The 12,423-nt window shown below is 71.2% G+C and carries 11 protein-coding genes; 8 read left to right on the top strand and 3 right to left on the bottom strand.

Annotated features, from left to right (window positions below):
* Window positions 1–24: 24 nt before the first annotated feature.
* Window positions 25–1,428 carry a DUF2252 domain-containing protein gene (locus tag SPRI_RS33255; RefSeq protein WP_005320973.1) on the bottom strand — a complete coding sequence of 468 codons (1,404 nt, stop codon included), beginning with the start codon at window positions 1,426–1,428 and terminating at the stop codon, window positions 25–27.
* Window positions 1,425–2,063: a potassium channel family protein gene (locus SPRI_RS33250; RefSeq protein ID WP_005320971.1), complete on the bottom strand. Its 639-nt coding sequence runs from the start codon at window positions 2,061–2,063 to the stop codon at window positions 1,425–1,427. The genes SPRI_RS33255 and SPRI_RS33250 overlap by 4 nt, the downstream gene beginning before the upstream one ends.
* 236 nt (window positions 2,064–2,299) lie before the next feature.
* Between SPRI_RS33250 and SPRI_RS33245 the strand changes: the two genes are divergently transcribed.
* From SPRI_RS33245 to SPRI_RS33210, 8 genes are all read left to right on the top strand, one after another.
* Window positions 2,300–2,962 carry an HdeD family acid-resistance protein gene (locus tag SPRI_RS33245; RefSeq protein WP_005320970.1) on the top strand — a complete coding sequence of 221 codons (663 nt, stop codon included), beginning with the start codon at window positions 2,300–2,302 and terminating at the stop codon, window positions 2,960–2,962.
* A gap of 143 nt (window positions 2,963–3,105) precedes the next feature.
* Window positions 3,106–3,579, top strand: a complete 474-nt coding sequence (locus SPRI_RS33240; RefSeq protein WP_005320969.1) for an SHOCT domain-containing protein — start codon at window positions 3,106–3,108, stop codon at window positions 3,577–3,579.
* Between the two features lie 30 nt (window positions 3,580–3,609).
* Window positions 3,610–4,056, top strand: coding sequence for a DUF7144 family membrane protein (locus SPRI_RS33235; protein ID WP_005320968.1), 447 nt, complete (start codon window positions 3,610–3,612; stop codon window positions 4,054–4,056).
* A 40-nt stretch (window positions 4,057–4,096) separates the two neighbouring features.
* Window positions 4,097–5,479: a diacylglycerol/lipid kinase family protein gene (locus SPRI_RS33230; protein WP_053557613.1), complete on the top strand. Its 1,383-nt coding sequence runs from the start codon at window positions 4,097–4,099 to the stop codon at window positions 5,477–5,479.
* Window positions 5,476–7,323, top strand: coding sequence for a glycoside hydrolase family 15 protein (locus tag SPRI_RS33225; RefSeq protein WP_005320967.1), 1,848 nt, complete (start codon window positions 5,476–5,478; stop codon window positions 7,321–7,323). The genes SPRI_RS33230 and SPRI_RS33225 overlap by 4 nt, the downstream gene beginning before the upstream one ends.
* 39 nt (window positions 7,324–7,362) lie before the next feature.
* Window positions 7,363–8,814, top strand: a complete 1,452-nt coding sequence (locus SPRI_RS33220; RefSeq protein WP_005320966.1) for an MFS transporter — start codon at window positions 7,363–7,365, stop codon at window positions 8,812–8,814.
* Between the two features lie 1,168 nt (window positions 8,815–9,982).
* Window positions 9,983–10,900, top strand: coding sequence for a S1 family peptidase (locus SPRI_RS33215; RefSeq protein WP_005320964.1), 918 nt, complete (start codon window positions 9,983–9,985; stop codon window positions 10,898–10,900).
* 121 nt (window positions 10,901–11,021) lie between these two features.
* On the top strand, window positions 11,022–11,255 hold the full coding sequence (locus SPRI_RS33210) for a hypothetical protein (protein WP_053557612.1): 234 nt from the start codon (window positions 11,022–11,024) through the stop codon (window positions 11,253–11,255).
* Window positions 11,256–11,705: 450 nt separating this feature from the next.
* Here the strand turns inward: SPRI_RS33210 and SPRI_RS33205 are convergent, their stop codons facing one another.
* Window positions 11,706–12,218 (bottom strand): ATP-binding protein, encoded by a 513-nt coding sequence (locus SPRI_RS33205; RefSeq protein ID WP_053557611.1) that lies wholly within the window; start codon window positions 12,216–12,218, stop codon window positions 11,706–11,708.
* Window positions 12,219–12,423: the final 205 nt, after the last annotated feature.

Here is a 12,423-nt window from a genome sequence, read left to right as displayed (position 1 = left end):
CTGAAGCCAGGAAGGCACCGCCGCCTAAAGACTTTCCGCCCTGATCCTGCCGGAGCGGCAGGCGACCTCCATCGCCCCGAAGTCCCGCTCGTTCTGGTCGGCGTAGCCCTGGGCGAACTCGGTGAGCGCACGGTCGAAGCGGTCGCTGCCGCCCAGATAGGCGGCGATGGCGACGGGATCTCCCGACCGGGCGTGGGCCCGCGCCAGGGACGCCCCGCACAAGCGGCCGAAGAGGGAGAGCAGACCCGGTCCCATCGTCTCCGGCCGTGCGATGCCCTTCCAGTCCCACAGCTGGCGCACGTAGAAGTCGCGGCCCTGCCCGTCGAGGCCCACGACGTGGGTCCAGCCCAGGAAGATGTCGCCGGCCGTCTGCATCAGGCGCTGGCCGGTCACCACCCGGCGGCCCTGGTTGTCGTAGCGTTCGCCGCCCACGTGGGGGGCCAGGACCGACTCCTGGGCCTCCTTGGCCTGCAGCAGCAGGGGATCGTCGTCGTCCCTGCCGAGCAGAAGCAGCACCCAGCAGCGCGTGCCGACACTGCCGACGCCCACCACCTTCCGGGCCATGTCCACCAGACGGTAGTGCCGCAACAGGTGGCGGCGTTCGTACGGCAAGGTGCGTGCGTACCCGTCCACGAGGCTCTGGAGCTCCACCTCCCGCCCGGTCCCGGACGCGTCGAGCTGACCGAGCGGAGTGATCAGCGGCGGGTCCGGTGCGATGCGCCGGCCCTCGGCCGTGACGCGGGTGAGCTTCGCGAACGCCCTCAGATGCGTACGCGTGCGGGCGCGCGCCGTGGCCTCGTCGGTACGGCGCCCGGCCTCCTTGTCCATCGACGAGGCCATCAGTTCCCGCAGATGGTCGGCGTCGTCCTGGGCGTACCAGACGTCCAGGGTGCGCTTGCCGGCGAACTCGCTCATCCGCTCCCGGTACGCGCTCACGCATGCCCGCACCGTTCTGTTCTGCTCCTTGACCGAGAAGCCGTTCGCCCGTGCCGCCGTCACGAAGCCGGCCGCCAGGCGCTTGACGTCCCATTCGAACGGCCCGGGCAGGGTCTCGTCGAAGTCGTTGATGTCGAAGACCAGACGTCGCTCCGGCGAAGCGAGCAGTCTGAAGTTCAGCGGATGGGCGTCCCCGCAGAGCTGCACCTGCAGCCCTGTGTTCGGAAGGGGTGCCAGGTCCGCCGCCATGATCGCTGCCGCGCCGCGGTAGAAACGGAAGGGCGACTCCAGCATGCGGCCGTAGCGGATCGGCACCAACTCCGGTACGCGCTCCTTTGATTGCTGCTCTATCACCTCGATGGGATCCGGTCGTTGCCGTGCCGTCTCGTACCAGCCGTGGCATGAACGTGATGCCCGCCTGCGCGCGTTCCTGCCGTGGGCCGCCCGCTCGGACAGGGGCAGGGACGCGGTGAAACCACTGGGTACGGTCATGGTCCGGCCTCTCGCTCGGTCGTCGTGTCTGCTCCGGCATCCGGCTCCCCCGGCGGTTCACGGCGCTGCCGGAGCAGCCCGGCCTGAACCGCGCTCGCCAGCACCCGTGCGGCGACGCCCACGAGCAGCAGCCCTCCCGCCATCTGCAGCATCGTCATCACCCGCCCGGCCTGGGAGCGTGCGTTGATGTCCCCGAAGCCGACGGTGCTGAACGTGGTCAGCGCGAAGTACAGGGCGTCCGTCCTGGTCAGCGGCTCGCTGAAGGACCCCGGGCTGGAGTCGTCCAGCAGGTAGTAGCCACCGGCGAAGAGGACCAGGAACAACACCAGCGTGGCAGCCAGGGCCTCGACGGCCTTCAGGCGCGGGTAGGGCGATCGCACGATCATCCGCACCTCCCCCGCGAACACCAGCAGGAGCGCCAGGAGTCCGCATGCGAACAGCGCCGCCCCACCGGCCGTGCCGCGCTCCTTCAAAGGCAGCAGGAAGTAGGCCGTGAGGAGGGCGGCGACGATGAACACCGCACGGGCGAGGGCCGCGACCGCGGCCCGCCGATCGGGGCGGAGCCGCCGACCGCGCCGGCCCGTGACGGATACCGGTCGGATGTGATCCGTCCGGGCTGCCTCGGGATCGCTCATCACGTGACTTTCGTTTCGTTCCGGCCGCGGTCCGCTCCGTGTCGGCGTACGCCGCTTCGCCGCACGGCCGACGAACGCCTCCGGTTCCCACCCCACCGCCCCGGTGACCCCCGACGGATCACCCGCCATGGGTGATCCGGCTGCCGACGGGGCGCGGAACACTGAATCGCTGACGTTCGGGCACGCAGCCCCACCGGCGGTCGGAAGCGATCGCTCGACCGCGCGAGGAGTACGCCATGACCGCATCGCCTGATCCGGCACCGCGCACCGGACCGGAACACATGGCAGGCACGGAGATCCCCCGCCCGGCGGGCGACCCCGCGACCGTGCTGGCACGCCTCGGCCGTTCGTGGACCTGGCTCCTGGGCTCCGCGGCGGCGACGCTGGTGCCCGGTGTCCTCGTACTGGTGTGGCCGGAGGGGACCCTGCACGTCGTGGCGGTCCTCATCGGCCTGTATTTGCTGGTCACCGGGGCGTTCCGGTTCGTGGCCGTCTTCGGGCGGGAGGAGCACGGTGAACGGCTCGTCGGGCTGCTCGTAGCGATTCTGTACATCCTGGCCGGGGTGCTGTGCCTGCGGAACCCGCTGCAGACCATCGCCGCTCTCTCGCTGATCGTCGGCGGTGTCTGGCTCGTTTCCGGTGTCCTGACCCTCTACACGGCCATCACCGCCAGGGACCTCCCCCACCGCGGCGTCGTCCTGGTCCTCGCGGTCCTCGGCATCGTCGCGGGGATCGTGGTGCTCGCCCTGCCCATGGAGTCGGCCCGCGCCCTGACCCGGCTGCTCGGCCTGTGGCTCGTCCTGCTCGGCCTCGCCGAGGGGGCGGTCGCCCTCGCGTGGCGGGGCGCGCTCAGAAAGGCGAGCACGACAAGCACGCACGGTCCTGCCGCAGCGGCCTGAAACCCGAACTGCCGCCGCACCAGGACAAGGACGCCGGGCCGCGCAGCTCACCCGCGTCGGGTGAGGCCCCCGGCCCTGGCCGTGTCCACGCTGAAGACAGCACGCGACGGGCCGCCGGCGAGCGCCCGGGACGGAGGAGAGACATGAGCGCGCAGACCTACCTGGCGTACGACTATCCCCTGCTGAGCGTCTTCTGGAGCATGCTCGTCTTCTTCCTGTGGATCATGTGGTTCGTCCTGCTCTTCCGCATCGTCACCGACATCTTCCGTGACGACGCGCTGAGCGGGTGGGCGAAGGCCGGCTGGCTGGTGTTCACCGTCCTCCTGCCCTTCCTGGGCGTCTTCGTCTACGTGATCGCGCGCGGCAGGAACATGGGCCGCCGGGAGACGGAGCACGCCCGAGCCCAACGGGAAGCGTTCGACACCTACGTCAGGGAGGCTGCGGGCGGCAAGGGCCGTCCCAGCAGCGTCGACGAACTCTCCAGGCTGTCCGAGATCCGCGCCCGCGGCGACATCACGGACGAGGAGTTCAGCAGGGCCAAGGACCTGATCCTGACCGGCCATGGGCCGGCCGGAGGCCCGGACAGCGCCACGCGGGCCACCACCTCCGGACGCTGAACGCGTGCGGACGACACGAGGAGCACCGGCATGACCGCGACACACACACGACAGGCAGACAGCACGAAGCAGGAAGTCGCGAGCGGTCTGACAGTGGTCGGGGGCGTCCTGCTCATGATCGTCGGTGTGCTCGACATCTGTCGGGGCATCATGGCGATCGCCGAGGACGACATCTTCGTCACCACACCCGACTACGTCTTCGAGTTCGACCTGACCGGCTGGGGCTGGATCCACGTCGCCCTGGGCGCGCTCGCCGTGCTCATCAGCCTCGGGCTGGTCCGCGCCGCGACGTGGGCACGCATCGCCGGCGTCGCCATCGCCGCACTCGTCATCATCGCGAACTTCCTGTCCCTGCCGTACTACCCGATCTGGTCCGTCGTGATGATCGCGATGTCGGCCTTCATCATCTGGGCACTGTGCGTGGTCCGGCGCGACGAGTCCTTCGACACCCACCGTCGCTCACCTGGCGACAGGTGAGCGGAGAGGGCGCCCGGCAGAGGGAAGGGCACGGTGGCCCATGAACGACAACCCCCGAGAGGGCAGGAGCGGATGGCCGCAGGGCAGTACCGGACGGGCTCGCCTTGCCGTCCTCGTTCTGCTGGGAAGCATCCTGGTGCCGCTCGTCACGGCCGGTCTGCGGAGCGTGCTGTGGGTGCTGGTCGGCCTCGCCGGATCGGCCCTCGCCGCCATGGGAGTGTGGTGGGCCCTGGCGCACACCGGTGCGGTCAAGGCCCTCGGGGTCGTTCTGTCGGTGGGAGCGCCGGTGACGGTGCTCGCCCTGTATGCGACATCCGGCATGCTGTGGGCGGCCTGCTTGTCCCTGGCCCTGTGGGTGCTGGCCGTCGCCCTTGCGCGTACTGCCCTGGCACCCGGGCCCAGCGTCGTCGAACAGCCGGTGGCCAAGGCGCCCCAGCAGCCCTGGATCCTCATGAATCCGCGCTCCGGCGGCGGAAAGGTGGGCCGATTCCGCCTCGTGGAGAAGGCCCGGGCGGCACACTGCCGGGTTGCCCTCCTCGACGGACACCAGGACGTCGCCGCACTGGCGCAGCAGGCCGTCGACGAGGGAGCCGACCTGCTGGCGGTGGCGGGCGGTGACGGCACCCAGGCACTCGTGGCCGAGGTCGCCGCGCGCAACGACCTGCCGTTCGTGGTGATCCCCGCCGGGACGCGCAATCACTTCGCCCTCGATCTCGGCCTCGACCGCGACGATCCGGCGGCGGCCCTGGAGGCCCTCACCGACGCGGTCGAGATCCGCGTCGACCTCGGCTACGCCGCGAACCGGGTGTTCGTCAACAACGCGTCCTTCGGAACGTACGCATCCGTCGTCGCCGACCCCGCATACCGGAACGCGAAGGCCCACACGGTTTCCCAGGCCCTCCCCGGCCTCCTCAGGGGAGTCGACCCGTCCAGACTGCGGATGCGGGCGGACGGGACGTACACCGAAGGGCTCCAGGCGCTGCTCGTCAGCAACAACGCGTACGGGCGTGCCGTCGACGCGGCCCGCCCCGGACGCAGGGAGCGGCTCGACTCGGGGCGGCTCGGCGTGGTGTGCGTGCGGGTCGACAGCGCCGCTCAGGCGGCGCGCATGGTCCGCGGCCCGCGCGCCGGGGGACTCGTCCGGCTGAGCGCGGAAAACGTCGTCGTCGAAGCCGACACGGCCACCCTCCCCGTCGGCATCGACGGGGAACACACCGTGCTGCCCGCACCCGTCGTATGCCACAGCGCGCCCGGAGTGCTCCGCGTCCATCTGCCGCGGCATCGCCCCGGTACGCCACGCACGAGCGGAGCGGCGGCCGACTGGCCACGCGTGGCACGACTGGCGCTCGGCCGCCCCGCCGCGCCTCCGAGCCCGGCCGTGCCTGACGCGCTCGTCCCTCCGAACCGTGAGGAAAAGCCATGAGCAACTACCCCCCGATCGCCGACCACGGGCTCGTCGGCGACCTGCAGACCGCCGCACTGATCGCCGCCGACGGCACGGTCGACTGGTGGTGCACCCCGAGGTTCGACTCTCCGAGCGTGTTCGCCTCGCTCCTCGACAGCGACCGCGGCGGCCACTGCCGGCTGGCCGTCGACGTCGACGACAAGGTCACCGTCCGCCAGCTGTACATGCCGGACACCGCCGTCCTGGTGACCCGTTACATGGCCCCGGACGGCGTCGGCGAAGTCCTCGACTTCATGGAGCCCGACCCCTCCACGACCCCCTCCGCCCAGCACCGCCTGGTGCGGGTGGCGCGGGTGGTGCGCGGCAGTCTGCCGTTCGAACTGATCTGCCGGCCGCGCTTCGACTACGGCCGCGCCGTGCACTCCCTGGACCACCTCGACGACGGATCAGTCGTCTTCCACGGCCCCGACACGGACCTCCACCTTCAGGCCACCGCCCCGATCGCCCTCCGCCCGGACGGCACCGATGTCACCGCCCGCTTCACCCTGCACGCCGGCGAACGGGCAGCGATCGTCCTCACCAGCGACAGCGGCGACGCCGCCGGCCGCAGCGGGCGCCCCGGCGGCCCGGCCCCCGACGACGAGGCGATCACCACCGTCTTCGACGCCTGCCGCGCGTTCTGGCTGACCTGGCTGCGCTCATGCCGCTACCGCGGCCGCTGGCACGAGATGGTCGTACGATCCGCGATCACCCTCAAACTCCTCACCTACGCCCCCACCGGCGCCCCGATCGCCGCCCCCACGATGGGCCTCCCCGAGCAGATCGGCGGCGAACGCAACTGGGACTACCGCTACACCTGGATCCGCGACGCCTCCCTCTCCGTCCGCGCGCTGATCGACCTCGGTTTCACCGACGAGGCACAGGCCTACCGCCGCTGGCTGCGCGAACGCCTCGACGCCACGGCCACCGCGTCCGGCGAACCACTCCAGATCATGTACCGCGTCGACGGCGAACCCCACCTGACGGAAGAGGATCTCGGACACCTGGAGGGATACCGTCTGTCCGCACCGGTGAGGGCCGGAAACGCCGCCGCCGACCAGATCCAGCTCGACATCTACGGCGAGGCCGCCTACGCGCTCGCCCAGGTCGGCGACATCGGCGGCATCCGCGGCTGGAAGGCCTTCGCCGGCCTCCTGGACTGGCTGGCCGACCACTGGGACCGCCCCGACGAGGGCATCTGGGAGACCCGCGGCGGCCGCCAGGACTTCACCTACAGCCGCCTCATGACCTGGGTGGCCTTCGACCGCGGCGTCAAGCTCGCCACCACCCACTCCCGCCCGGCCGACCTCGGCCACTGGGCCGCCGTCCGCGACACCGTCTTCCGTCAGATCGTGGACCGTGGCTGGAGCGAGAAGCGCCGCGCCTTCGTCCAGAACTACGACTCGGACGTCCTCGACGCCTCCCTGCTCCTCATGCCCCGCGTCGGATTCCTCGCCCCGAACGACCCCGACTGGCTGACCACCCTCGACGCCATGGACGAGGAACTCGTCAGCGACAGCCTCGTCTACCGCTACGACCCGGCCGCTTCCCCCGACGGGCTGCAGGGCTCCGAGGGCACCTTCAATCTGTGCAGCTTCCTCTACGTCCAGGCCCTCGCCAAGGCCGGCCGCGTCGACCAGGCCCGTTACGCCTTCGACAAGATGCTCACTTATGCCAACCACGTCGGTCTCTTCGCCGAGGAGATCGGGCCTTCCGGCGAGCAACTGGGGAACTTCCCCCAGGCATTCACCCACCTGGCCCTCGTCGACGCCGCCATCGCGCTCGACGAGGAACTCGACCGGGCAGAATCCAGAGGCCGATGACGACCGTCGCCACGACAGGACAGACGCTGCGGAGAGACCATGCCCGAACAGGCACCCCCCGCCGGCCCCCGCCCCCCGCCGGATGCCGGCTCCCGCCGCCGGATCCTCGCCCCGCTCGCCCTCGCGCAGTTCATCTGCAGCTTCGCCGGGTCGAACATGAACGTGATGATCAACGACATCAGCCACGACCTCGGCACGACGGTCCAGGGCGTCCAGGTCGCCATCACAATCTTCCTGCTGGTCATGGCCGCGTTGATGATCCCCGGCGGCAAACTGAGCGACATCCTCGGCCGTAAGCGCTGCTTCCTGGCCGGTCTCGTCGTGTACGGGGCCGGGGCCGTGCTCAGCGCGGTATCCCCCGGGCTCGGCGTACTGATCCTCGGTAACTCAATCCTCGAAGGCGTCGGGACCGCCCTGCTGATCCCGCCTGTCTACATCCTCACCACCCTTCTCTTCACCGACCTCACCTCCCGCGCCCGCGCCTTCGGCATCGTCATGGCCGCCGGCGGCGTCGGCGCGGCAGCGGGCCCGCTCATCGGCGGACTGATCACCTCGGCGATCAGCTGGCGCGCGGCGTTCGTCTTCCAGGCCCTGATCGTCGTACTGATCATCATCCTGAGCCTCACGCTCGAGGACCCGCTGCCGCCCGACCCCGGCCGGCACTTCGACGTCCCCGGCGCCGTTCTCTCCGCGGCCGGCCTGGCGCTGATCGTCACGGGCATCCTCGCCGCGGACAACAACCTGTGGCTGACGGCCGCCCTCCTGACGACCGGGGCGCTCGTCCTGCTCCGGTTCCTGCGCCGGGTGAACCGCGAGGAGAGGGCGGGGCGGGATCCGTTGCTGTCGAGCGACCTGTTCCGCAACCGCACCTCCAACCTCGGCCTGATCACCCAGAACGCCCAATGGCTGCTGCTCATGGGCACGTCGTTCACCGTCGCCGCTTTCCTGCAAGCCGTCCGCGGCTACGACGCCATCGAGACAGGAGTCATCTTCACCGCGGCCACCCTCGGCCTGCTCGCGTCCTCACTCGCCGCCGAGCGCCTCGCGACGCGGGCGTCCCAGCGCTTCCTGATCATGACCGGTTTCGTGATCGCCGTTGCCGGGATCGCCGTACTGATCGCTCTCGTCGCCGGCTCTGCCGGACCATGGGCATTCGCCCCGGGCCTGCTGCTGATCGGCCTCGGCCTGGGCGTGATGCTGACCCCCTCGGTCAACGTCGTGCAATCCGCCTTCCCCGAACAGCGCCAGGGAGAGATCTCCGGCGTCTCCCGCAGCATCTCCAACCTCGGCTCGTCCTTCGGCACGGCCATCGCCGGCACCATCCTCGTCGCCGGCCTGTCGAAGAACGCCTACGCCGCCGCGATGGCCGTCCTGGCGGTCGTCGGGCTGGGCGGCCTGGCCGCCGCGGCCCGCCTTCCCCGTACCCCCGCACCTGCTGCGGGCCGTGACGCGGCAGGGCAGGGCCGGCCGGGCGATGGCCCACAGAGGTAGTCACCTCGCGACAGGCACGCCCGCCCCCTGCCTTCGACCAGAAGGCGTACGGCGGCGAGGAGGGGCGGCCGGTCATTCTCCGCGCGATCGGTGGCCGAACCCCGGCTCGTCCATGGTCGCGGGGGTGCCGACGAGTGCCGGCACGGCGATCGGCCGGGTGGACCATGTCGTCCTGTTCCCCAGGTGGCGAGGACTCAGCCCGCCCCGTGGAAACGGAGCAGCCGGGGCGGCACGACGACGATCCCCCTCACATGCAGTCACGCCCCCTGCGGGCGACGGCGGGCCTCTTCCCGCCGCAGGAGCGCCACTTCACCGACGCGACGACCCGACCGGCGCCCGAGCGGCAGCGGGCAACGCGGCGGGGCGGATCACGCGGCGCCCGCGGCAGGAGGCGACAGTGCCTACGGCCGCGACGACGACGCCGCCCAAGAGATGGCCGTCCACGCGAGCGCCGGCTGCTCGCGCCACGACGGTCGGGATCCGGACACCCGGGGGCGCTGGGCGAACAGGAGTGATTGAGGCATAAAGGAGTGCCGGGCTCCCACCTCGGCCGCTCCGGAGGGTGCGCCCGCCGCCGGACGGCGGAGCCACGACACGGCCCCGGGGTGCGGGGCGCACCGGGGGCGGCGGCCGGGCAGGCGGGCGGCCGCGATGTGCGGGAGCCACTGCAACGCACTCACGGCCGGACTGAAACGTTGCAGTGGGCAAGATCGCGGGGGCGGCGCCGCCGCACATCACCCCTGGATCACCTCCCATCGACACTGAGCAGCCAAAATGACGTGCGCCATTCCGCTTGTCGTGCGGGAGCGCTCCCGATGGCGCCGTCTCCCCGACGGACGCCCCGCACCCCTGACAGAGCGTCAGCAAATGGTTCGCAGCATTTGCTCTCCCACCGCGCACGGCTCCGCCCCGCGCTGCGTCCAGGGCCGCCGGGCACCCGACCGCGGGCCCCCGCCGGTGCCGACGGGAACCACCGCCGCCGCCCCGGTGGCCGGACGCGCGTAGAGCGGCCGAAAGGCGATCTTGCCGCGCGACTCCCGGGAGCCGGAGGATTCGTTCCGCGGCGGTTGTCAGGCTCATGACGTTGAACGTTCCGTCAGGGTCCGGCAGCCGGCGCAGGACGGGCCCGCCCACCCAGCGGGCTCCAAAATCCCCCACGGAGGATGTAGTGAAGATCAAGCGCTTCGCCCCCCTCACCGGCGTCTCGAGAGCCGCACGGCTGACCGCCGTCGCCGCCGCACTCGTGACCGTCTCCGCGCTCGCGGCACCGTCCGCGCTGGCCGACCAGGCCGACTCCGCGCGGGCCACCACGGCGCAGCTCGCCCAGGTCGACGACGCGGTGCTCGGCGCCGACGTGGCCGGCACCGCCTGGTACACCGACAAGGAGACCGGCAAGGTCGTCGTCACGGCGGACTCCACCGTCTCCGCCGCCGAGATCGCCAAGATCAAGAAGGCGGCGGGCGAGCGCGCCGGCGCCCTCGAGATCAAGCGCACCCCCGGCACCTTCAACAAGCTCATCGCGGGCGGCCAGGCCATCTACGCGGGCGGCGGACGCTGCTCCCTCGGCTTCAACGTCCGCAGCGGCAGCACCTACTACGCCCTGACGGCCGGTCACTGCACCAACATCGGCTCGACCTGGTACACAAACTCCGCCAACACCACGGTGCTCGGCACGCGGACCGGTTCCAGCTTCCCGAACAACGACTACGGCATCATCCGCCACTCCAACGCCTCGGCGGCGGACGGCCGTGTCTACCTCTACAACGGCAGCTACCGGGACATCACCGGCGCCGGCAACGCCTACGTCGGCCAGACCGTCCAGCGCAGCGGCAGCACCACCGGTCTGCACAGCGGCCGGGTCACCGGCCTCAACGCGACCGTCAACTACGGTAGCGGCGACGTCGTCTACGGCATGATCCAGACCAACGTCTGCGCCGAGCCGGGCGACAGCGGCGGCGCCCTGTTCTCCGGCAGCACGGCCCTCGGCCTCACCTCCGGCGGCAGCGGCAACTGCTCGTCGGGCGGCACCACGTTCTTCCAGCCCGTCACCGAGGCGCTGAGCGCGTACGGCGTGAGCGTCTTCTAGGCCTTCCCCCACGGCCTTCGGCCGGCGGTCCGCCACCCCTGGGCGGACCGCCGGCCTCCGTCGTTGTCAGTGGCTCGGTGGATGCTTGACGGTCCGACACCTCAAGGAGGGGAACCGCGAGATGAACGATTCCGAGATCGCCGCCGCGCAGGCATACGTACGCCTGCTCCAGACCACCAGGGCCGTGCTCGCCGACCCGCAGCAGGCGCCGCTCGCGGTCCCGCTGCTGACGGTCCCGATGGCGGAGGCCGACGACGCCCTGCGCGCGGTCGGCCTGGCCGGCAACGAGGCGGACTTCTTCCGGCTCCTCGCGACGCTGCATCCCGCGGAACGGGAGGGCAGGAGGGCCGCGTGAACGGCGACGGCCCCCGCCCGGGACGCACCCGGGCGGGGGCCCTTGCCCGGTGCACCGGCGCCGGTCCGGGGCCGGGGCCGGTCCGCCGGCACAGCGGATCCCCGTGGCGAAGTACGGGTCGCGCGCCGGGCACGACCGGCCGCTCAAGGGCGACCGGCTGCTTCAAGGACCTCGAAGTCGCTGCGGAGTCCGGACCGGCGACAGGCACGCCCTGCCGTCAGCGACGGCCGGGGACGGCCCGCGGTCCGGACACGTCCGGTACGCCGGGACCCCTGCCGCCATGGGCAGGGTCGCGTTCATGGGCAGGCCCCATGGCCGTGAGGCATCGCGCGGGGCAGGTCCGGCACACACACGGACCGTTCGCGCGGCACCGGCGTTCTCCGACCGCTGTGCCGCGTCGGACACCCGGCGGTGTCCGGCGGCGTCTGCGCGGGAGGGGACATCCGCGCGTCACCGCCCGGCCGGCACGGCGAGCGAGGGCGCTTCGAACGGGTCGGCGGGCACCGCCTCCAGCGGCAGCGGCCGGAACTCCCGGACCGGCGGCTGGGGCACCTGCGGGCCGGACATGACGCGCTGCGGCTCCTTCACGCGACGGCTGAACCAGATCACCTTGCCGTGCTCGGTCGCACAGGTGCCCCAGCTGTCGCTGAGCATCGCGACCCTGGCGAGTCCGCCTTTGGCGGGGGACGACGTGTGCAGCCGCGGAAGGGTGCTGTCGCGGTCGGAGACCGACGTGTTGAGATGGCGCCCTGCCCAACGCACCTCCACCACACATGTCTTGTCACCCTCGACATGCTGGACCACATTGCCGACGAGTTCGTCGACGGCGCTGCAGACCGGCATGACATGGGCGTCGAGGCCCCAGTACTTCAGATGCGCTGCGAGAATGCGCCGGATCTGAGGAATGCGCTCTGGGGAGGCCGGTACTTCGATTCTGTACTGGCAGGCAACCGGAACGTTCATGACCGTGGCTCCTCACCGCGACGGCCCGTCATTCGTATGTGGCCCCCGAGTACGAAGAGTGAGCCTGTGTCGCTTCTGGGTAACCATCAGAGTGCACCGGCCACCCGTTCACCGCAACACGCGACCCCAACGGCCTGCTGGACGTCCGGGACTCGCCGCGACGGATCCGGAACCCCCTGAACGCGGCCACAGGGCGCGGAACCGG

The organism is Streptomyces pristinaespiralis, from assembly GCF_001278075.1.
Taxonomy (GTDB): domain Bacteria; phylum Actinomycetota; class Actinomycetes; order Streptomycetales; family Streptomycetaceae; genus Streptomyces; species Streptomyces pristinaespiralis.
The sequence above is the reverse complement of the archived record's forward strand: the minus strand, read 5'-3'. Positions and strand labels throughout refer to the sequence as shown.